General features: G+C 47.0%; 13 protein-coding genes. 2 read left to right on the forward strand and 11 right to left on the reverse strand.

Features of this window, described 5'->3' with window-relative positions; translation table 11 throughout:
• Positions 1-8: 8 nt before the first annotated feature.
• The gene (locus IEW88_RS03875) at positions 9-2552 is read right to left on the reverse strand and encodes an EAL domain-containing protein (RefSeq protein ID WP_147904965.1); all 2544 of its coding nucleotides are present in this window, start codon (positions 2550-2552) and stop codon (positions 9-11) included.
• 404 nt (positions 2553-2956) lie between these two features.
• Here IEW88_RS03875 and IEW88_RS03880 point away from each other — a divergent pair, with 404 nt between their 5' ends.
• Positions 2957-4018, forward strand: a complete 1062-nt coding sequence (locus IEW88_RS03880; protein WP_147904964.1) for an alpha/beta hydrolase family protein — start codon at positions 2957-2959, stop codon at positions 4016-4018.
• Here IEW88_RS03880 and IEW88_RS03885 read toward each other — a convergent pair.
• The 9 genes from IEW88_RS03885 to yfcC all read right to left on the reverse strand — a co-directional run bounded on the left by IEW88_RS03885 (position 4015) and on the right by yfcC (position 18537).
• On the reverse strand, positions 4015-4716 hold the full coding sequence (locus tag IEW88_RS03885; protein ID WP_147904974.1) for a cupin domain-containing protein: 702 nt from the start codon (positions 4714-4716) through the stop codon (positions 4015-4017). The genes IEW88_RS03880 and IEW88_RS03885 overlap by 4 nt on opposite strands.
• A 49-nt stretch (positions 4717-4765) precedes the next feature.
• Positions 4766-5017, reverse strand: a complete 252-nt coding sequence (locus tag IEW88_RS03890; protein WP_229670275.1) for a TIGR03643 family protein — start codon at positions 5015-5017, stop codon at positions 4766-4768.
• Positions 5018-5093: 76 nt separating this feature from the next.
• Complete coding sequence (locus IEW88_RS03895) at positions 5094-6134, reverse strand: DUF2804 domain-containing protein (RefSeq protein WP_229670277.1); 1041 nt, start codon at positions 6132-6134, stop codon at positions 5094-5096.
• A 29-nt stretch (positions 6135-6163) separates the two neighbouring features.
• Positions 6164-8074, reverse strand: coding sequence for a propionyl-CoA synthetase (locus tag IEW88_RS03900; RefSeq protein WP_147904963.1), 1911 nt, complete (start codon positions 8072-8074; stop codon positions 6164-6166).
• A gap of 303 nt (positions 8075-8377) precedes the next feature.
• Positions 8378-9790, reverse strand: coding sequence for a glutamate synthase small subunit GltD family protein (locus IEW88_RS03905; RefSeq protein ID WP_147904962.1), 1413 nt, complete (start codon positions 9788-9790; stop codon positions 8378-8380).
• A gap of 11 nt (positions 9791-9801) precedes the next feature.
• Positions 9802-14268, reverse strand: a complete 4467-nt coding sequence (gltB, locus tag IEW88_RS03910) for a glutamate synthase large subunit (RefSeq protein WP_147904961.1) — start codon at positions 14266-14268, stop codon at positions 9802-9804.
• A 431-nt stretch (positions 14269-14699) separates the two neighbouring features.
• Positions 14700-15626 (reverse strand): GTP cyclohydrolase FolE2, encoded by a 927-nt coding sequence (gene folE2 / locus IEW88_RS03915; RefSeq protein ID WP_053425454.1) that lies wholly within the window; start codon positions 15624-15626, stop codon positions 14700-14702.
• Between the two features lie 228 nt (positions 15627-15854).
• Entirely contained in the window at positions 15855-17036 is a 1182-nt protein-coding gene (gene iadA, locus IEW88_RS03920) for a beta-aspartyl-peptidase (RefSeq protein WP_147904960.1), read from the reverse strand.
• A gap of 19 nt (positions 17037-17055) precedes the next feature.
• Positions 17056-18537 carry a putative basic amino acid antiporter YfcC gene (gene yfcC, locus IEW88_RS03925; protein ID WP_147904959.1) on the reverse strand — a complete coding sequence of 494 codons (1482 nt, stop codon included), beginning with the start codon at positions 18535-18537 and terminating at the stop codon, positions 17056-17058.
• Positions 18538-18975: 438 nt separating this feature from the next.
• Between yfcC and IEW88_RS03930 the strand changes: the two genes are divergently transcribed.
• Positions 18976-21261 carry an ATP-binding protein gene (locus IEW88_RS03930; protein ID WP_147904958.1) on the forward strand — a complete coding sequence of 762 codons (2286 nt, stop codon included), beginning with the start codon at positions 18976-18978 and terminating at the stop codon, positions 21259-21261.
• A 96-nt stretch (positions 21262-21357) separates the two neighbouring features.
• Here the strand turns inward: IEW88_RS03930 and arcA are convergent, their stop codons facing one another.
• On the reverse strand, positions 21358-22065 hold the full coding sequence (gene arcA, locus IEW88_RS03935) for a two-component system response regulator ArcA (RefSeq protein ID WP_053425457.1): 708 nt from the start codon (positions 22063-22065) through the stop codon (positions 21358-21360).
• Between the last annotated feature and the right edge of the window lie 143 nt (positions 22066-22208).

Consider the following 22208-nt stretch of genomic DNA (forward strand, 5'->3'; position numbering starts at 1 on the left):
CAGGGTTTTTAGCTTAATCTGAAACCCTGTTGCTCAAAATCAGTCAGCCACTGGCTAAACCTGGCAAAAGGCATAGGTTTAGCCAATAGATATCCCTGCACCGCATCTGCGCCTAAACGCCGGACAAATTCCAGTTCTTTAACGGTTTCCACTCCTTCAATCACTGTATAGAGTTGCAGGGATCTGCCGAGCATCACCGCATAACGCAGCACTGTGTCGTCATTCAGTCGTATCGCCTGACACAGCAAATCCCGGTCTATTTTAAGTTCGCCCAAAGGTAAACCTTGCAGGCGGGCTAAAGAGGACTGGCCTACCCCAAAATCGTCCAGCGAAATACGGATATTGGAGCGTTCCAGTAGTTTGAGGGCTTGTTCTGAGTCTTTCACCAGGTCCACAAAAGCAGTTTCTGTCAGCTCCAGTTGCAGCGGCACTGTCGACTGACTGGTGCTTTTTACCGCTTCGATCACGCGGGATATTAAGGCGGTATTACGTAAATCCAGTGGCGATATATTCATAGACAAACGCAAATGAGCTCCGGTGTCAGCCAGTTGTTTTTGCAGTAGCAGCGTTTTATTCAGCACCCATTCTGTCACCTGACTGATCATGCCGGTTTGTTCAGCCAGAGGAATAAAATCTGTTGGTGAAATTTGGCCCATTTTGGGGTGATACCAGCGGATCAACAGCTCAGCTGCATGAATTTTTTGCTGCTTCATATCCAATATGGGCTGGACATAAAGCTCCAGTAAATCGTCCTGTAGCGCTATATTCAGTTCAGACAATAAGTGAATATGCTCGAGGTTCTGCTCCAGATATAAAGGCTCGTAAGGCAAATAGTCTCCGGCTCTGTCGGCATGTTCTATCGCCGCTAAGGCTAAGTCCAGTGTGTCAGTCGCTTTGGCGCAGTCCACCGGATAATGCACTGAGCTGTACACTGTGCCTAAATCCAGCTGTAAATTGTCGACCATCAGTAAAGCATCAAGCTGATAACGCAATTGCTCAAACTGGGAGCGGAAATCTGTCGGTGCGATCAGCACGGCATAACTGTCGCGCTCCAGCGCAAATAAGCTGGGGTAGTGCGCTTCTGTCTGGCGCTGTTGTTCGCCCCAGCGTTTGAGTAATTTGCTGCAACCTGTGATGGTGTGGTTGGCTTCTTCAACCCCTAAAGCGCGTTCGATCTGGCGAAAGCGTTGATGGACAATCATGACCAGATAAAAATTGCTGTCCCGCTGTTCATCCAATTGCTCAAGACGATTGAGCAAGGCTGTTTTATTGGGTAAACCTGAAATATGCTCGGTCAGCGCTTGTTGTAATGCTTTGTGCTGCATGCTTTGAATATGCTGTTGTTGATCAAGAATTTGCTGCTGAAAAGCGATTTTTTTGTTCTTTTCCAGATGCAGGTTTTGCAACATCGCAAAGACAAAAAATAAGGCCGATAACGCATTGCCTATTTCCATCGCTGAATTAGTCAGCATCACAGCGGGGAGATAGCCTTTGCTGCGTAAGATCATCACCGCTATACCTGTCAACATAGTGAGCAGAGCCAGAGCAAAAAATACCGCATTGGCGTGGCGTTTATGCAGCAGCCAAAAGCTGGCTAACAGCATCAGGCAACCTGTCAGTGCTGTCAGTTCAACCCCGGACTTTTTCAGCCAGTAAGCGCCAAGCCAGGGGCTCGCCAGCATTAAGAGCACAGCAAAAGCTGCTATCAGTTGGAAAGGCCACATCAGCCATTTTGGGGTATCGGCGCCACGGAAAAATGACAACATAAAACCTGAAGCAAACAAGGAACCAAAAACAGCACCGTATTCAATCACTACATTGTAATCCGGTGATTGCGGCCAGACGTAAGCAAATAATAAGCCGTTGATCTCGAGCTGAATTAACACCAGCGTTAAAAACATGCCGGAGAAGGCTAAAAAATAACTATGGCGGTAAATCAGATAAAAACCGGCAGAAAGGGCAATCAGGCATAAAAAAATACCACTGAACAAACTATGGATAAACACAGCCAGATGCTCCTGTTGCTCCATTTCCATTGTGCTGCTGCGCTGCAGCGGCAGCATATTGGCACCCTGATTACTGACTTTGGCATAGAGCCATAGGTCTTCTGAGCTGGCAGGTAACAGAATGACGAAATTCAGTGTCGGTAAAGGCCGCAGGCTGTACAACTGCTGGTCGCCCAACTGATGACTTTGTAAAACCTGCAGTTGATTATCCAGTACATAGAGCTCGAGCCTGTCAATGAAGGGGGCTAATACAGACAAAGCTGTTGTTGTGCTGCTGGCACTCAGGCGGGTTTTATACCAAAAATCGCTTTGCTGATAACCCAGGCTGGAGGTTGTATCTGGTAACAGTTGCCACTGATCGGCGGGTTGGAACAGCAGTTGCTGCAAAGTTGAAGTTTGTTCAGTCGCAGGAAAATAGTACAGCTCATTGATGGGTTTAAGCGCTTGCTGCGGCACCAGATGAAACAGTACCAGAGCGCCCAGTACCAGAGCACATAAAGTTGAAACAATTAAAGTTTTGAACAAAGGGCTTTGCTGGAAGGTCATAACGGCTCAGTGAAAAGGCACCTGTTTTAACCTTAGCTGGCAGGCTCTCAGATGCAATGCGTAAATTGATAAATTCATTCATTTTTTGATATGGATTAGGTTTTAGCCAGCAGATGTGCAGTGCTCGCTTCAGGTTGGCTTGCTCTGTTCGAAATTATTGAACAGCCTTATCAGTTTTTATTGCTTTTTATTTAAGCTGAACCCGGGATAATAGGGGGCGAACACTTTAGGTATTAACTAAGTAAATCAAATAGATAAGTTGTTTTTCGAGACTTCTGGGTTTTTACCGACCGAATGCGCAGAGACTTGCACTACTGCCAGACGAGTACAACCAGAGCCTTGTTCATTTTTTCTGTATGAAGAGAAAATCAGGCCGCGTTGATTTTTAATGAAGGAATAGCGTTATGCGAACCAGTACCACCATCAAAACTTTAGCTGCAGGCAGCCTTATCGGCCTTTTGCTGGTCTCTTTAACTGGTTGTTCGCAAAAGCAGGCGTTAAATTCTGTGGTTTGGCAGCAGCAGCTGAATTTACCTTCAGTACAACATTCGGCAGAAGTTGCTCAGAGTCTGACATCGAATATTGAAGAGATCAGCTTTGATTGGTTTGATGAGGCAAGGCAGCGGGTGGTACCGGCTTTGTTGTTTAAACCTGCACATCAGCAAAAAGCCAAGGCGTTAATTGTGTTTTCTCATGGTTTAGGTGGCTCAAAAGAACGCTACGCTTATCTGGGACAATATTGGGCCAGTCAGGGCTATGCCAGTTTGCATGTGCAGCATGACGGCAGCGATCGTAAAGTGTGGCGCGGCAGCAGACTATTGTTACCCTTTCGTTTGATGGATGCGGCAGATGAAACTGAGGCTTTGGCCAGGGTACAGGATGTGAAGTTTGCGCTGGACCGGATCTTAGCTTCAGAATATGCCGCCAACTTTGATCCTCAACATATTCTGATGGCTGGCCATTCCTACGGCGCTAATACTTCTATGTTGTTAAGTGGCGCGCAGGTAGAGCAGGACGGTAAGTTGGTTAGCCTGAAAGATGAGCGAATAAAAGCCGCCATTCTAATTTCTGCACCACCTTTTTATAACGATCAGCCTTTGGATCAGGTGTTAGCTGGCGTCACTATTCCCACTTTGCATATTACGACCACTGAAGATGAAATTAAGGTGCCGGGGTATTACTCAGCTCCGGCGGACAGATTTGAGCTGTATTACGCTATGGCCAGCAGCTACAAAGTGTTGGCGGTGTTTAGCGCCGGCAGCCATAACATTTTTTCTGGCTGGCGGCGTGATTCTGATTCGGCACCGCAGCAACTGGTGATTAAGGCGGCCACTCAGGCATTATCCAGTGCTTTTATCGAGCAAGTGACCACAGGTGATGGTCGCGCTATGAGCCTGTGGGCGCAACAACATCAACCTGTGTTATCGGATTTTATTCGCTCAGATTTAGTAGCGGTGTTGAACTAGAGGTTTTGGCTGCTGAGTTGGTCTCCTAACAATTCAGCGCCTAAATGTCCCACTTTGACGTAAATCAATGCGCCTTCACTGCCGGTAAAAGGCTGGTGTTTGCTCCAGCGTGGGCTGCGTAACCAACTGCCTTTGGGGTAACTGCCAAACTCGTCCTGAAACAACCCTTCGAGTACATAAATTTCTTCTCCTCCTGCATGCACATGAGGTTGGAATCTGGTGTTTGGAGCCCAGCGCACTAAAGCAGTGTTGATGCCATCGAACTGATGCAAAGGCAACACCTGCAAACCAGGCACCAAACCAGGTTGCCAGTGCTGCTGTTCTGGCCGGATACAAAGCTGTTCTGTATCGCCTTCACTGAATTGCCACAGCTTGACCAGTAATAAACAGCCCTCTTTGGAAAAAGGTGCGTGTGAAGTGCCGGGTGGGTTACGTAAGTAAGTACCCACTGGGTAGTCGCCGTGTTCGTCGGAAAAAGTGCCTTCGAGCACCAGAATTTCCTCTCCACCGCCATGTTGATGACTGGCAAACTGACTGCCAGGCAAATAGCGCACTATGCTGGTAGCCTTGGCGACTTCGGCGCCTGTTCTGTCCAAAGGTCTTCTGTGAATGTCGTTGGCAGGAGACTCATACCACAGCGCCTGTTCCGGCGTTTGCACTATGCGCTGGTTTAGATCGGTATTCATTTCGGCGCTCATCTGAGCCCAGGGTAATAAAGTCATGGTCGTGATTTATCTCTTGTACTGGCTATCTCTTATACTGGGTAGGGCAATAGCCACGGCTAATGTCAGGCGATCTTAACTTTAAATGCTTCGTCGTGCGGCCCGTCGTGCGTTTACGCCATAACTCAAAGCTGCTGCGTTTTAGCTCTTTACGCATCAACTCAATGAGTTGGTGCTGGTTCAGGCCATATAGATGTTCTATGGCTTCAAAAGGGGTTCTGTCTTCCCAGGCCATTTCAATAATGCGGGATAAGTCTTCGGGAGTATAACGGCTCACTTGGTGTTACTTCGTCTGTTTGCTTCTGTTTTTTTTACGTCAGCTGTCGTCATCCAGACCAATACAAAGTCAGAAATTACCACCTGGCATAATGATCCTCTGCCAGCCCTTTGACCGCACTAAGCTGTAACTTTGTGCCATTGTGCAGCACTACAAGGCCGCTATAAAGCCCGACATACTGGCGAAAGTTGCTGGCGAGCAGGCCAATATTGACCTTTTCCTGACGGCAATACAAAGGGGTAAATTCAAGCTGAACTTCGCCGCAAAGACTACTGATGTGCCATGGCGCTTTATCATTTTTACGATCAAATTCAAAACAGGCAGGGCTGAGATGCTGGATTTGACCGTCCCACCACAAGGCATTTTCGCAAAGCCCGGTTTCATTGACACCAGCTGCCATATTCAGACCAAAAGCCTGGCCTTCGACCAGAGCGTTGATACTGCTCCAGCGCCAACTGGTCTGACGGCGCATAAAACCTGCCGAGAAATCATAACCCGCTAAAGCCTGGGTTAAATCTAGCGACTTGCCCTGAAGTTCAAGCTTGCCTGATACCTTTAAAGCATTGGATTTTTCTGTGTATGTAAAGCCGTTATAGCCTGTGGGTGCACATAAAGCCAAAGGTATTTGTTCAGCTTTTGTCAGGGTTAAATCGGCCTTGAACACTTTGGTGTCTATCTGCAACTGCCAGTCGGTTGGGGTGGTTTTTATTGCAACTTTATAGCGGTTAAACTGCTGCCTGGCTTCACCTTTCGATGGTGAGTCACTCATCTGGCAGCCCAAAGCACCGGGCAATAGCACGCCTTTGCTGATAGCCTGGTTAGTGTCAAAGCTATATAAATAGGCAAAGCCTGAATTGGCATAACGGATATCGGCAATAGCTACAGCCAGTAACCAGTCAGGGCCCGTGATACAAATAAACTGAAACTGTTTGTAGTGAAAATAACGGGCCAGCGCATTGGCCTTTTTGTCCATCAGGTTGTGATAAACAAAATTCTGCAGATTAAAGTGAGCTACTGAACCATCAAACAAGCCAAAGGCCGGTTGGCCATTGGCTTGGATCAGGTCAGTTGGTGCTTTGCTAAGTGTTGGCTGGTAACTGCTCATCATGCTGTGCATTAAAGGATTTGTTTTACTCTACTGCAAAGCTATTGCTCTTTACCAATTAAATCCTTCTGCTGCATCAGTTCGGCTAATTCAGGCAAACAGGCCGGGTCGTCTATAGTGGACGGCACAGAATAGTCGCTGCCGGTGGCGATTTGCCTTAACAGTTTACGTAAAATTTTGCCTGAGCGGGTTTTAGGTAAACGTTTGACGATAATAGCTTTTTTAAAGCAAGCCAAAGCGCCTATTTCTTGCCGTACCATGGCCACAAGTTCTGCTTCCAGCTGGCTTTCACTGATATCTACGCCATTTTTCACCAACACCATAGCCAAAGGTTGTTGGCCTTTAATGGCTTCATAAATACCTATAACACAACATTCGGCCACAGCAGGATGGCTGGCAACTATCTGCTCCATTTCACCTGTGGATAAACGATGGCCTGCGACGTTAATTACATCATCAGTGCGGCCCATCACAAATAAATAGCCATCTTCATCTATATAACCGCCATCGCCACTGGCGTAGTAACCTGGGAAAGTGGATAAATACCCATCAACAAAATGTTCGTCATTGCCCCAGATACTGCTTAAACAGCCTGGTGGTAATGGCAGTTGCAGCGCTATATAACCTTGCTGATTGGCAGGCACAGGTAAGCCACTTTCATCCAGAATTTCTACATGAAAACCTGGCACTGGTACAGTCGAGGAACCTGCTTTGGCAGGCATTAATTCAAGCCCGGCTGGATTGGCGCTGATAGGCCAGCCGGTTTCAGTTTGCCACCAGTGATCGATCACTGGCTTGCCTATTTTATCGACCACCCAATGGTAAGTGGCGGGGTCCAGCCGCTCGCCAGCCATAAAAATATACTTCAGTGCTGATAAATCATAAGTTTGTAATGCGGCGTCTGGATCTTCCTTGCGAATAGCACGAAAGGCCGTTGGCGCTGCAAAAAGCACATTGACTTTATGCTCGGCGCAGACTCGCCAGAATGCACTGGCGTCCGGCGTAAACACTGGTTTTCCTTCGTACAACACTGTAGTACAGCCCGCAAGTAGTGGGGCATACACAATATAAGAGTGACCCACCACCCAGCCGACATCCGAGGCAGCCCAGAATACATCGCCTGGTTTGGTGTCATACACAGCCTGCATACTGTAGTGCAGCGCCACCGCATGACCGCCATTGTCGCGCACTACGCCTTTGGGTTTGCCGGTCGTGCCTGAGGTATACAGAATATAGAGCGGATCTGTCGCAAGTACGGGCACGCAGGCAGCAGGTTCAGCCGATTGCATTTGCTGTTGCCAGTCTAAATCACGACCTGCCACTAATGCACAAGGCTGCTGCTCACGCTGATAGACAATGCTGCAATGCACCTTATGACTGGCTTTTTGCAAGGCTTCATCCAACAAAGGTTTGTAGGCAATAATGCGGTTAATTTCGATACCACAGGACGCGCTGATAATAAGTTTTGGTGCTGCATCATCAATACGCATCGCCAGTTCATGCGAAGAAAAACCACCAAATACCACAGAGTGCACAGCGCCTAAACGAGCTACTGCCAGCATAGCTATGGCCGCTTCCGGGATCATCGGCATATAAATGACGGCCCGATCACCTTTTTCCAGACCATTGGCTTTAAGCACACCCGCAAAAAGTGCCACTTGATCCCAAAGCTGCAAGTAACTGTATTTTTTGCTGGTGCCGGTAACCGGAGAGTCGTAAATCAGTGCTGTTTGATTGCCACGGCCTTGCTCAATCTGATGATCCAGCGCCATATAGCAGGTATTCATTACACCATCGCTAAACCATTGGTAATGATGTTGATCCAGCTTTTTTAACAGGCTTGCTGGCTTTTGATACCAGGCCAGTTTGTTGGCTTGTTCTCCCCAAAACTGCTCCGGGTTATCTTTTGCCATCTGCTTATGCTGCTGATACGGCGATGTAGTGTTTGTCATAGAGGTACCCTGTTCGTTTTAGCTGTGCTTTTGTTATCGCTTTACTTTAGCGAATTATGATGCAAAGCGAACTTAGACTTAAGGTGCATAGACTTTAGGTGTAGCCCAGTTAAACAGAGCATAAAACAAAAAGGGCATCAGTGTTAGCTGATGCCCTTTTTTAAGTTATTCTCAAAACTCTTAGCCAAAGTAATTGATGTTGCAGCTAGGCGACAAGTGCGCCAGACCCCAGGAGCATAGTTGTACTATGTGACTGGGGCTGGTGTGCGCAGTCAACAACGCTGCGGCTTCAAGTACGAAGGCTTAAACCTGAAGATAATCCAATATCCCCTCAGCTGCCTTACGGCCCTGAGCTATGGCTGTCACTACTAAGTCAGAGCCTAATACCATATCGCCACCTGCAAAGATTTTTTGCTGGTTAGTCTGAAGTGGGTAAGTGCTTTTTTCGCTGGCGACTACGCGGCCTTTGTCATCAAGCTCTACACCCATATCTTTTAACCACTGTGGCGGGCTTGGCTGGAAACCAAAAGCGACAATCACTGCGTCTGCTTCTAATACCTGCTCTGAGCCTGGTACTGCTTCGGCATTACGACGGCCTTTGGCATCGGCTGCACCCATAGCAGTGGTCACCACTTCAACACCACAAGCATGGCCTTCGTTATTCAACTTGATGCCAAGTGGCTGCAGGTTAAACATAAATTCCACACCTTCTTCGCGGGCATTTTGCACTTCTTTGCGCGAGCCCGGCATGCTGGCTTCGTCGCGTCTATAGGCTAAGGTGACTTTGCTGGCACCCTGACGAATAGCAGTACGCACGCAGTCCATTGAGGTGTCACCACCGCCTAATACCACTACTTTTTTACCGGCAAGGTTCACATAGGGATGTTCTGTCTGCCAGCCCATCAGATTATTAATATTACCAATCAGATAAGGCAGGGCCTCAAAAACGCCAGGGGCTTTTTCGTTCACCAGACCACCTTGCATTGGGGTGTAAGTACCCAAGGCCAGAAAGACGGAATCGTATTCCTCAAGCAGGCTGTCAAAGCTGACATCGACGCCCACTGTGGTATTTAAGCGGAATTCAATACCCATAGCAGTGAAGATTTCGCGGCGTAATTTCAGTACATCTTTTTCCAGTTTAAAAGGCGGAATACCAAAGGTGAGTAAGCCACCAATTTCCGGATAACGGTCAAATACCACTGGGGTCACGCCGTTACGAATTAGCACGTCAGCACAAGCTAAACCAGCAGGGCCTGCGCCTATTACCGCGACTTTTAAACCGGTTTTGACCACTGCTGATAAATCCGGCCGCCAGCCCATTTCAAAGGCTTTGTCGTTAATGTACTTTTCAATAGAACCTATGGTGACTGCACCAAAACCTTCGTTTAAGGTACAGGCGCCTTCGCATAACCTGTCCTGTGGGCAAACCCGGCCACAGACTTCAGGTAAGCTATTGGTTTTATGCGACAATTCAGCCGCTTCAATAATCTTGCCTTCGTTCGCCAGCTTCAGCCACTGCGGAATATAGTTATGCACCGGGCATTTCCATTCGCAGTAAGGGTTACCACAGTCCAGACAACGGTCAGCCTGACCTGAAGCTTGTGTGTCTGTCATAGGCTGATAAATTTCTACGAACTCAATGGTCCGCTCACGGTGTGACTTCTTTGGTGGGTCAACCCGCTTTACGTCGATAAATTGATAAACATTCTGTGCCATAGTTGCCTCCCTTACATCGCCTGAACCCGCAGCTCATCGGAAGAGCGTGCGCGGTGACCAAGCAAGGTATTGACGTCACTTGTTTTGGGTTTAACCAGTTTGAACTTGCTTAAGTAGTTGTTGAAATCCGTCAGGATCCGGTGCGCTTTTTCGCTGCCGGTAGCCTCGACGTGTTGATGCAACAAGCTTCGTAAGTGTTCCTGCAGAATTGGTGTGCTGACATCCAGCGCTTCCACCAGTTCAGGGTTCACCCGCAGGCATAAGTCATCCTGTTCATCTAATAAATAAGCAAAACCGCCTGTCATACCGGCACCAAAGTTGACGCCGGTTTGACCTAATACCATCACTACACCACCTGTCATATATTCACAGCAGTTATCGCCTGTGCCTTCTACAACGACAATGGCGCCAGAGTTACGTACGGCAAAACGCTCACCGGCGCGGCCAGCAGCGTAGAAACGGCCGCCTGTTGCACCATATAAACAGGTGTTGCCTGCAATAGTGGCGTCGTCTTTGGCGTAGCTGACTCCCTTAGGCGGGAATATAGCAATTTGGCCACCAGTCATGCCTTTACCTACGTAGTCGTTGGCATCACCTTGCAGGGATAAATGCAAACCACCAGCGTTCCATACACCAAAACTCTGGCCTGCAGTACCTACGCAGTTGACCACTATAGGGTCGGTCGCCATGCCCTGATTACCATGATGACGGGCAATAAAACCAGACAAAGCAGCGCCCACAGAACGGTCGGTATTGCGGATAGGCACAGTTAAGCGGCCACCGGTTTTATGCACAACCATATCTTTGCAGCGTTTCACCAGTTCCTGGTTTAAATCGCCATTGTCAAACGGGTCATTGTTTTGTACACAGAACAAGGGTTTATCTGATTTGACACCTGAGGCCAATAAAATTGGGCTTAAGTCCAACTTCAATTGTTTTTGCGTCTCGGCGTCGCGCACAGAGAGTAAATCTGTACGACCAATCAGCTGCTCTAATGAAGTGACTCCCAGTTCTGCCATCAGCTCACGCACTTCATGCGATAAGAACTTAAAGTAGTTCATTACCATTTCTGGTAAGCCGTTAAAGTGATCGCGGCGTAAAGTCGCATCCTGAGTGGCTACACCTGTCGCGCAGTTGTTCAGGTGGCAAATCCGTAAGAATTTGCAGCCTAAAGCCACCATAGGGCCAGTACCAAAACCGAAACTTTCAGCACCTAAAATAGCGGCTTTCACTACGTCTAAACCAGTTTTTAAGCCACCGTCCACTTGCAGCCGAACCCGATCACGTAAACCGTTTTCAACCAAGGCCTGATGCACTTCAGCTAAACCCAGCTCCCATGGCGAGCCTGCGTATTTAACTGAGGTCAGCGGGCTTGCTCCTGTGCCACCGTCATAACCTGAGACGGTAATTAAATCGGCATAAGCTTTAGCCACACCAGTCGCAATAGTACCGACGCCTGGTTCTGATACCAGTTTCACGGAGATCAGAGCTTCAGGGTTAACTTGTTTTAAGTCAAAAATCAGCTGAGCCAAATCTTCAATCGAATAAATATCGTGATGCGGTGGTGGTGAAATCAGCGTCACACCAGGCACCGAATAACGTAAACGAGCAATTTCAGCTGTAACTTTTTCACCAGGTAACTGACCACCTTCACCCGGCTTAGCGCCTTGGGCTACTTTGATCTGAATTACTTCAGCGTTTACCAGATAATGAGGTGTCACACCAAAACGACCCGAAGCCACCTGTTTGATTTTGCTGTTTTTCTCAGTACCAAAACGGCGTGGATCTTCACCACCTTCCCCTGAGTTAGAACGGCCACCTAAACGGTTCATGGCTATAGCCAAAGCTTCATGCGCTTCAGGGCTTAACGCACCAATAGACATAGCTGCGCTGTCAAAACGCGGATACAGCTGCTCAGCAGCCTGCACTTGCTCCAAATCGACCGGAGTAGCATTGGCTTTGTTTAAGCTGAATAAGTCGCGTAAATGCGCTACAGGGCGCTGATTGACGAAGTCGGAATAGACTTTGTAATCGGCATATTTGCCACTGCGTACAGCTTTTTGCAGGCTTTGCACTACATCAGGGTTATAAGCGTGGTATTCGCCATCATGTACGTATTTGAGCTGGCCACCGTGATTCAGAGGTTTACGTTTTAACCAGGCACTGTTGGCGCGGATTTGCACGTCTTGCTGGAAGTCAGCAAAGTCAGCCCCCTGAATACGCGAAGGTAAATCAGGGAAACACAGCTTCATCACGTTCTGGTTAATACCCACAGCCTCAAACAGGTTCGAACAGCGATAGCTCGCTACAGTCGAAATCCCCATTTTTGACATGATTTTGTACAGGCCTTTGTTAATACCTTTACGATAATTCAGCACGGCCTGACGGGCGGTCATATTCAGACTGCCTTTCTCCACCAACTGCTCGATAGTCTCATAAGCCAGGAATGGATAAATACCTGTAGCGCCTAAACCGACCAGCACAGCAAAGTGATGTGGGTCACGGGTGGTTGCAGTTTCGATAATAATGTTTGAATCACAGCGCAGTTGGTTATCCACTAAAGCATGATGCACAGCGCCCACTGCCATAGCTGCAGGAATAGGGATCAGGCCTTGTTCGATACGGCGGTCAGTTAAGATCACCAGCACCACTTTGTCTTCACGCACCACACGCACAGCTTCAGCGCAAACACGGCGCACTGCGGTCTCCAGATCTTCGTCGTTAGGATCGAAGTTCAAAGAAATAATATGGTGTTTGTAGTATTTCTCGTCAGCCGCTTTTAACTGTTTTAAATCGCTGTACATCATCACAGGCGATTCAAATTGAATACGGCGGGCATAACCTGCAGTTTCACTAAAGACGTTGTGTTCGCGGCCTATGCTGGTTGCCAGTGACATCACATGAGCTTCACGTAATGGATCTATAGGTGGGTTGGTGACCTGCGCAAACAACTGACGGAAGTAGTCGTAGAAAGTCCGGGTTTTTTGCGACAATACTGCCATTGGCGTATCATCCCCCATAGAACCTACAGCTTCCTGACCGTCTTTTGCCAGTACAGTCACTACCTGTTCGATTTCTTCATAGCTGTAGTTAAACAGCTTATGGAACACCATCATCTGATCGTCAGTGAAAACCCGTTTGCCTATTAAGTCAGTTTCAAACTGCTCGTACGGCACCAAACGTTGTACGTTGGTCGACAACCATTTGCGGTAAGGGTGGCGAACCATTAAATCCTGGTCAATTTCTTCTGAGCGCCAGATTTTTCCTGTCTGCGTATCCACAGCCAGCATTTCGCCCGGGCCAACGCGGCCTTTTTCCTGCACTTCATCAGGTGTGTAATCCCAGATGCCAACTTCAGAAGCCAGCGTAATTAATTTATCTTTGGTAATAACAAAGCGGGCAGGGCGCAAGCCGTTGCGGTCTAAGTTACAGGCCACATGCTGACCATTGGTCATTACAATACCGGCAGGACCATCCCAGGGCTCCATATGCATGGAGTTAAACTCGTAGAAGGCCTTTAAGTTGTCGTCCATCACTTTGTTGCCTTGCCAAGCTGGCGGCACCAGCAAACGCATAGCACGGAATAAATCCATACCGCCTGCTAACAGCAATTCCAGCATATTATCTAACGAGCTGGAGTCTGAACCCGACTGGCTGACAAAAGGTGCAGCAGTGGGCAAATCTGGTAACAAAGGCGAGGCAAACTTGTACTGACGGGCTCTAGCCCACTGTCTGTTGCCAGTAATGGTATTAATTTCGCCGTTATGCGCTAAAAAGCGGAATGGCTGAGCCAAAGCCCAACGTGGCATAGTGTTAGTTGAGAAGCGTTGGTGGAATACGCAAATGGCGGTTTCCATCCGAACGTCTGCTAGGTCCAGATAAAAGCGCGGCAAGTCTGCCGGCATCATCAGGCCTTTAAATACGGTCACCAGACAAGAAAAGCTTGGGATATAAAAATCTGCATCGTCAGTCAGCTGCTTTTCGATACGGCGTCTGACCATATAAAGCCTGCGCTCTAAATCGTGTTCGCTCCAGCCTGGCTGGGCACTGACAAAGGCCTGTTTAATCTGAGGCATAGAAGAGAGTGCTAAATCACCCAGCACTGACGAGTCTGTTGGCATATCACGCCAGCCGACCAGGGTCAGTGTCTCACGGGTAATTTCTTGTTCAATAATAGCGCGAGCCAGTTCGGCTTTGACCGGATCCTGACTGAAGAAGAAGATGCCCACCCCATACTTTTTGCCCAAAACCCAGCCTTTTTCCTCTGCAATAGCACGGAAAAAACTATCGGGTTTTTGCATTAACAGGCCACAACCATCACCTGTTTTCCCATCCGCTGAAATTCCACCTCTGTGCTGCATGCGGTCTAAACCGCTGATAGCAGTGCGCACAATACGGTGGCTGGCGACGCCTTCTAAATGAGCGATCAGACCAAAGCCACAGTTCTCTCTTGCCTGACTGTGGTGATACAACGCCATGACTCTTCCTCCAACTTGTCCTGAAAAATATCCCTGCTCAGTTGAAGCCACAGCTATATAGTGTGCTGCAATCTCAATTTGAGTGGGTAAAAATGTTAATTTATTGAATTATTATTCTTTTATTTGGCGTTTTTATCCCTGAAAGAAAACAACAGCTCTGCTTTCAGTCAGTTAGGTGGTCCGCATAGTTGTTTTTATGGCGTTTAGACGTCTATCCATAAATAGACGATTAGATATACCCAGTTCGGACGGAAATTGCAAGACCAGTCTGACGCATTTAACGGACTATTTTGCCGAAGGCTGTTATGAAGTGGTTTTGTAATTAAATTACAGAAACAAGGCTTTTTTCTGGCTTTTAGAGGGCTGTTCAGAAAAAAAAGGCCGCATAAGCGGCCTTTTTTTGTAATTTAAACGATATTTTTATGCGAAACTTATGCGTGATAACCGTTCGCAATACCTTTGACTGTGACTGCGACTGCATCATGAGCATGTAGTGACTCATAATGGTTGACGCGCAACCAAAAATCGTCAAATTCAGACAACTGGTTCAGGCTGTGTTTTAAACGACGGGCTGCATCTTCACAGAACATCAGGTTTTGTCCGTTTAAGCGGGCAAACTCCTGCTCGTCGGCGCGTTTGACGGCGGCCTGCACCGGAGTTTGCAGCGCATCCTCAATTGCATCAATTAATGCAATCACCGGGAAGTCCGTGACTTTATGGTTCAGCTGTACTTTTATTTCAGCAATAGAACGCTGACTGTGCGGTGTAGCCACTATGCCCTGAGTGGTGCCTAACCAGTCTTTCACTTGTTCCGCATTGACCTGAGCGTGGCCTGCGAATTTAGCCACAAAAGCTTCCTGAATAAGCTGACGTGCTAGGGCGGCTGAACAAGGACAAGTGGAAGAGTAAGGCACGTCAACTTTCATTTCTACGCCTAACTTGCCATCTTTTAATTGGCCTGTGATAGTCACAGGGTAAGCTTTCCAGCCTTGTTTTTCAGTGATCAGTGCTTTGCGGCGCAAATGCAGTTCGAAATCAAACTTCACAAAAGCATGAGTACTTAATTCTTCATGGCTGCTGATAAAGCCGTGCAATAGTTCGCTTAAGCTGGCAAAACTTAAACTGGATTCGGTCGATAGCTGATCCAACAGCAGATAAAGCCGTGACATGTGAATGCCTTTAGCTTTTGGATCTTTTAAGTTTACAAAAGCTTCAACTTTGGCGCTGACCTGGCGTGGTGCTTCGCCTGCAACACTAAACATCAGTGGCAGTTCTATATTGCTCATGCCAACCCATTCCAACACACCTTCAGTGGTGGCGGATGAATGGTTAGCTACATCTGGCATAGTGGTCGGCATGAATACTCCAATGTCCATCAAATGCATAGATCATGCGCAGCATGATCTGGCTGAAAATTTGGCGCACTTTATACCATATTTTGCCGCCGGGGCCGGTATAAAATCTGTGCACTATAAGCTGATTTTTTTCGAACAGCTTAAACTAAAAAAGCGAATACCCGACTAAATCTGTCGGATATTCGCTAGATTGGGATGGTGGAACAGAAATTCAACTCTTTGTTTTTAAACCTACTGCTCAAAAGTGCCTTTAACTATGGCCTGACCGTTTTGAACTAATTGACGGCCTTTGGCAAAGACATCACGGATAGTTAAATCAGTTTTATGCAAAAGCACTAAGTCAGCATCCATTCCTGCGGCAACACGCCCCTTGTGTTTTAATCCAAGTACGGCGGCTGGTGCGGCCGTAATAGCAGTGATGGCAGCAGTTAAAGGCACTTTATATTCAAGTACAGCCTGACGTGCGACTTGATACAAGCTTTGTACCTTACCAACCTCAAGCCCAACCAGCTCTCCATTGTCGTTATAAATAGGCAAGCTGGCATTACCGTCAGAGCTTAATGTTAAGTTCATTGTCGGTACTCCGGCTTGTAAGGCGCGGGCTAAAGCTTCTGCTGCTGCAACTTCACCATGTTGTAGATCATAAGCCGTGGTGCTGGTGGTAAAATCAATAACACCACCGGCTTTGGCAAACTCAATACCAGCCTGGAACAGCGCCTCGTTGCGGTTCATATGAGTAGGGTAGAACTGAGATAATTTAAGTTCTGAGCCTGCTACTGCTTGCCACAACGGCTGTAGTAATGACTCACCACTGCCCACATGCACACTGACGACACCAGCTTTACCTGACAAAATGCCACCGACTTTAGCAGCAGCCGCCACTTTACGTATTTCTTCAACAGTCGGCTGAGAGGAGCGGAAATCACTGATAGCAATTTCGCCCACCCCAATAAACTTGTCGATCAGGATCAGGTCATCCGTGATACTGCCCATTAAAGTACGGCATGGAATTTGGTAAGAGCCTGTATGGCAATAGGTAGTAATGCCTTCGCTCTCCAGCGCATGTGCTTTAGCCAACAGATTGGTTAAAGTCCGGGTCGTTGCATCAGTGCCAAGCACACCAATAGCTGTAGTGACTCCGCCTAAAGTGGCATGGGTGAGTTGCATTTCTGGAGTGCGGCTGGCAAAACCACCTTCGCCACCACCGCCAATAAAATGCACTAACGAATCGACAAAACCCGGTACTAAATAACAGTCACTGGCGTCTATCACTTCAACAGGTAGGTTTGAATTGCCAATGTCTAATTTCTCACCCAAAGCCGCGATCTGCTGGCCAGCGACCAGCAGATCCAACACACCTGTATCTTGTGGGTTTAAAATATGGGCATTCTTAAAAAGTTTGATGTTGCTCATTGATAGTCCTTTGTAATTCTTATTGGTAGCCAATAGCAACTGCCACTAAAACAGCGAGACTTGCCAGGGCAAAAAGCCAAAGCTGTAGACGCCAGGCAAATTTTGCCCATAACATCCAGTCCACCCGCACTACACCTAAGCAACCAATCAGAGATGCTGAAGTTGGGACTATGCAGTTAGTTAAGCCATCCCCTAATTGGAAAGCTAAAACTGCAATTTGACGGGATACTCCAACCAAATCGGACAAAGGCGCGACTAAAGGCATAGTTAAAGCGGCCTGGCCTGAACCTGAGGTGACAAAGAAGTTAAACACCGACTGAAATATCAGCATAAACCAGGCTGATACATAAGTGGAAAAGCCATCAAAGCTACTGCCTGCATAATGCAATACGGTATTAAGCACTGATGGCTCTGTGGCTTTATCGCCGCCTAACAGCAGTACTATGCCTTTGGCCATACCCACTATCATGGCGGCTGGCAGCAACTCAGCTGCACCTTGTTTAAAGGCGTCCGCTGATTCATTCACCGTGATACGTTTTCCTGCAATCGCCAACATAGCAGTGGCTATACCTAAAGCGAAAAACTGTGTGGCAATCTCTGGTATGTAGTAACCACGAGCGACCACTCCCCAAATCACCCAAACAATACCGGCGACAAACAGCAATAAAATAGCGCCATCCAACTTGCCAAAAGAACTGCTTTGTTGTTCTTGCTGCTGGGCGCGTAGTTTTTGATCTGAAGTAAAACTGACAGAAAGCTGTGGGTTCTTTTTAATTTTCGCCGCATAACGCATGGTAAAAACAATACCAAATAAGGTGAACAGCAGCCAAAGCACAATACGGTAATCGGCTCCTGACATCAGAGGTAAACCCGCTATACCCTGAGCTATAGCCACACTAAAAGGGTTCATCCAGGAGGTCGCAAAACCAATCTGAGTGGCAATGTACGTCACCAGCACAGTAGTGATAGCGTCGTAGCCTAAGGCCAGCATTAATGGCAGCAGCACTATACAAAAGGCGATGGCTTCTTCACCCATGCCAAAAACGGCGCCGCCCAAAGAAAACAGCAGAAACATCAGCGGGATAAATAAAAAGTCGATGTCTTTGGTTTTAGCTATTAACGCCAGAATGCCGTTATTAACAGCACCTGTTTTCATAATGATGCCAAAGGCACCGCCTGTCAGCAGAATAAAGGCAATCACGCCAATGGCGGCACCCATTTTGTCGCCGGATACCATACCTTCAAAGGCATAGTTTAAAAAGCCAACCTGGCCGCCTTCACCAAACAAGGGCACCGCTTTATTTTGTTCCGTTGCGAGCTGAAAGCTGTTTGGATCAATACGGGCTTTGACTGTTTCGCCAGCGGCATTAACAGTTTCCGGTAACATCTGAAAATAACCGGCCGGAATAAGATGAGATGCAATAGCTGCAGCTATCATCACAAAAAAAAGTATGACAAAAGCATCCGGCATGCTGACCGGTTTTTTAGTTGTAACTTGCATGAGAATCTACCTGTTGAGTTGATATAACAGTGCCAACTTTGACTGGAAACCTGGGGTGTAACTCCGGTTTGTGCTGAAAAAGTTCGGCGTAAATAACCAGAACCAGCAATGAACTGGTGGTTTGGCTACTCGTTAAACCACTCCGAAAGGTAGTAAGGCGAGTAGTAATATGTAGTCAGCGACAACGCATTCTTTAGCATATTACAGGTCAGGTTTAAAAAGCTAAGGGGCTTTAGAATGAACCTTTTAGTTAATTACTGTCAATCGAAGTTGTATTAGATTTCGCCTTTGTGGTTGAAAAGTGAGCGCTTCACCTGGTTTCACGCTGATTTTGGTTGGCGGCTTACGAAAATTTACAGGACAAGCGCCAAGCGGATCTGGCAGACTTGATATTCTCTATTTAGTGTTTTTGCGCTCAGCTCTTTTAGCAGGCATTTAATGCAACAAAACGTTCATCCTTTAGTCAGGCGTCTGGCCGGGTTTTTAAAGCAATGGGGCTGGTTACAGTGTTTTTGCTTGTGTTTTATCCTGTTACAGGCTTTAACAGGGGTGATGACCGGCTTATACAGCTTGTTGCTGCATGATATGGTGCTTTGGTCCATGGTATTGGGCGCCTTATTGTTCTCCGCTTCTATCACACCGTTTTTTTTACTTTCTGGTTTTTACTTAGTTCGTCATTTAGATGAGGCCTTGTTTTATCTGCAGGATTCGATACGGCAAGAGAAGTTGCTGAATCAGAATATGCAGGAAACTATTCGCCAGCTGAACTTTGAAATTGAAGAGCGGAAAAAAGCCTTTCAGGCTAAACGCCGCGCTGTGGATGAATTACGTCGTGAAATTACTGAACGCCGTAAAACCCAGCAGGAGCTGGAAGAACAAAGTTTGTTAATCCGCTCTATAGTCGACAGTTCGCCTGACTTATTCTACTACCGTGATGAGACTGGCCGTTTTGTCAGTTGCAATAAAATGTTTGAAGTCATTATGGGTAAATCGGCGAAAGAGCTGATAGGACATTATCCGGCTGAGCTTTATGACGCTGAATCTACTCCTATTGCTATTCTGACCGATCAGGAAATCTCCGCCAGCCGTGAAGAACTCACCTTAGATGTGGATTATCAAACGCCGGATGGCCGCATGTTATGGTTTGAAATGCGTAAAGTGCCATTTTTCGATAAACAGGGCCGTTATATTGGTTTATTAGGTTTTGGTCGGGACATTACCTCGAGGAAACTGGCTGAGCAGGCACTGGAAAAAGCCTATCAGGACAAAGGTAAGTTTATTGCTACTTTAAGCCACGAACTGCGTACGCCGTTAAACGGTATTGTAGGTTTAACCCGTCGTTTGTTGGAAAGTCCTTTATCGGCTGAGCAGCGCAGTTGGAGCAATACTATTTTCAGCAGTGCTGAGACTTTAGGTAATATTTTTAACGATATTATCGACTTAGATAAAATCGACCGGCAGGATTTAGACATAGTTTATCAATCAGTCCAGCTCAGTGATTTTGTGCATGATATCTGCAACTTTGCCCACTTAATTTGCCAGCAAAAAGGTTTGAACTTTATTGAGCCTGAAGCTGTAGCAGGCCAGTTGTATGTGCGGTTGGATCCAACCCGGGTGCGACAGGTATTGTGGAACCTGATTAATAATGCGGTGAAATTCACCGCCCGAGGTTCAGTACAGCTTGCAGTGTCTTTAAGTGCAGATGATCCGGCCGAACTTTGTTTTAGTGTGACTGATACAGGCATAGGTATTGTCGAGTCTGAGCAGCAACGTATCTTTGATATGTACTATAAATCCAGTGATGGCAGGCGTTTAAGCATAGTTGGATCAGGTATTGGTTTGTCGGTATCACGGGCTTTAGTGGAGGCTATGTCTGGTCAGATCCGACTGGAAAGTACAGTAGGCAAGGGTAGTACTTTTATAGTTTCTTTACCCGCTGAACTTACATCAGCACCTGTAATAGTGCCACAGGCTCAATATCCGGCTTTAACTATCTTGTTGATAGAGGACGTACCGTTAAATGCTGAGATAGCGACCAACTTACTGGAGCAACGTGGCCATCAGGTGATTCTGGCGGAAACAGGTGAAGATGCTTTAGCTTTGCTGGAAACTGAAGATGACATCGATCTGGTGCTGTTGGATATGCAGTTGCCCGATATGTCGGGTGATCAGGTGGCGCGTTTTATTCGCGCTGAGCCTTCGTTAAGCAAGTTACCTGTAGTGGTATTAAGTGCCAATGTACGCAAAGCTGAGCAGCAGTTAAATGATGTGCGGGTCGATGGTGCTTTAGCAAAACCCATCAATACCAATAAGTTGGATCAGATTTTACATCAACTCTTTGGCGCTCCTGCGCCAAAAGAAATCAATGCCGGAACTGCTCAGGATCAGCAAATCCTGGATCAGCAAACATTGGATGATTACCTGCAGTCTTTAGGCAAAACCACTATGTTACGCAGTGTGCAATTATTTGTGCAGTTGCTACCGGGTTATATCAATAAGATGATGGAAACCGCGGTGCAGCAGGATGTGACTGAGTTTCAGGAAGCCGCACACAAGCTCAAAGGCGCAGCTGCTTCTGTAGGCTTGTTGTGGGTGCAGCATCAGGCGAAATTAATGGAGCAAAGTACTGAGCTGATGGGGATGGAAAAACAGCTGATTAATTTCCACATAACAATAGAGCGACACTTAGCAGCTCTGGAGGAATATATCGAAGCCTGGGTTTGACCCGTCGTGATTAAAGCTAAAGCTTGGTTGACTGCGCTAGCTGCTTGATAGCTGTTTAGATAAACAAAGGGCGGGTAAAGAACCCGCCCTTGTAGATTACTTCTCTAATTTACCAACGAAGCGATACCCTTCGCCGTGGATAGTGCTGATCAGCTCAGGGCTATCTACATCAGACTCAAAATGCTTACGGATACGGCGAATAGTGACATCCACAGTTCTATCATTGGCTCTGAGTTCACGGCCCGTCATATGACGGATCAGTTGTTCACGGGTGAATATTTTGCCCGGGCTGTCCAGCATTAAGCGTAAAGCACGGTATTCACCTTTAGGTAAACGGCGTGATACACCTTCTGGCGAGGTCAGGTTGCGGCTGTTTTCATCCAATACCCAACCATTAAATTTCACCACACTTTTATGCTCTTCCACTACAGGTTGAGACACAGTGCGGTTTAACAGGTTACGGGCACGAATAGTCAGTTCACGTGGGTTAAAAGGTTTAGTCAGGTAATCGTCAGCGCCAATTTCCAGACCTAAAATGCGATCGACTTCACTGTCACGTCCGGTCAGAAAAATCAGACCCACGTTTTCTTTCTGGCGTAATTCACGGGCCAGGATCAGGCCGTTTTTACCAGGCAGATTGATATCCATAACAATCAAATTGACTTTGTGTTCAGCCAGTTTCTGGTTCATTTCTTCGCCATTCACTGCTTCAACCACATCATAGCCTTCGCCTTCGAACAGGCTGACCAGATTCAGTCGTGTTACTTCTTCATCTTCAACAATCAGAATAACAGGGGTCTGCATTATGCTTAAACCTTATGTGAACGTAATTAAGTATTTGATTTATATATTTTTAGAATGAGAGTGACCCATGGTCAATGTCTGCTCAATTATATAGATGGCAGAATTTGTTAACAAGTGCATTTGTTAACAATTAGAACGGGTTA

It is taken from the genome of Rheinheimera tangshanensis, assembly GCF_014645135.1.
GTDB classification, from domain to species: domain Bacteria; phylum Pseudomonadota; class Gammaproteobacteria; order Enterobacterales; family Alteromonadaceae; genus Pararheinheimera; species Pararheinheimera tangshanensis.

Excerpts from the sequence above, each read along its gene's own strand:
- IEW88_RS03880 (WP_147904964.1), top strand. The coding sequence starts at position 2,957 with ATGCGAACCAGTACCACCATCAAAACTTTAGCTGCAGGCAGCCTTATC.
- IEW88_RS03900 (WP_147904963.1), bottom strand. The coding sequence starts at position 8,074 with ATGACAAACACTACATCGCCGTATCAGCAGCATAAGCAGATGGCAAAA.
- arcA (WP_053425457.1), bottom strand. The coding sequence starts at position 22,065 with ATGCAGACCCCTGTTATTCTGATTGTTGAAGATGAAGAAGTAACACGA.
- yfcC (WP_147904959.1), bottom strand. The coding sequence starts at position 18,537 with ATGCAAGTTACAACTAAAAAACCGGTCAGCATGCCGGATGCTTTTGTC.
- IEW88_RS03930 (WP_147904958.1), top strand. The coding sequence starts at position 18,976 with ATGCAACAAAACGTTCATCCTTTAGTCAGGCGTCTGGCCGGGTTTTTA.
- IEW88_RS03875 (WP_147904965.1), bottom strand. The coding sequence starts at position 2,552 with ATGACCTTCCAGCAAAGCCCTTTGTTCAAAACTTTAATTGTTTCAACT.
- IEW88_RS03895 (WP_229670277.1), bottom strand. The coding sequence starts at position 6,134 with ATGCACAGCATGATGAGCAGTTACCAGCCAACACTTAGCAAAGCACCA.
- IEW88_RS03905 (WP_147904962.1), bottom strand. The coding sequence starts at position 9,790 with ATGGCACAGAATGTTTATCAATTTATCGACGTAAAGCGGGTTGACCCA.
- iadA (WP_147904960.1), bottom strand. The coding sequence starts at position 17,036 with ATGAGCAACATCAAACTTTTTAAGAATGCCCATATTTTAAACCCACAA.
- IEW88_RS03885 (WP_147904974.1), bottom strand. The coding sequence starts at position 4,716 with ATGAGCGCCGAAATGAATACCGATCTAAACCAGCGCATAGTGCAAACG.
- folE2 (WP_053425454.1), bottom strand. The coding sequence starts at position 15,626 with ATGCCGACCACTATGCCAGATGTAGCTAACCATTCATCCGCCACCACT.
- gltB (WP_147904961.1), bottom strand. The coding sequence starts at position 14,268 with ATGGCGTTGTATCACCACAGTCAGGCAAGAGAGAACTGTGGCTTTGGT.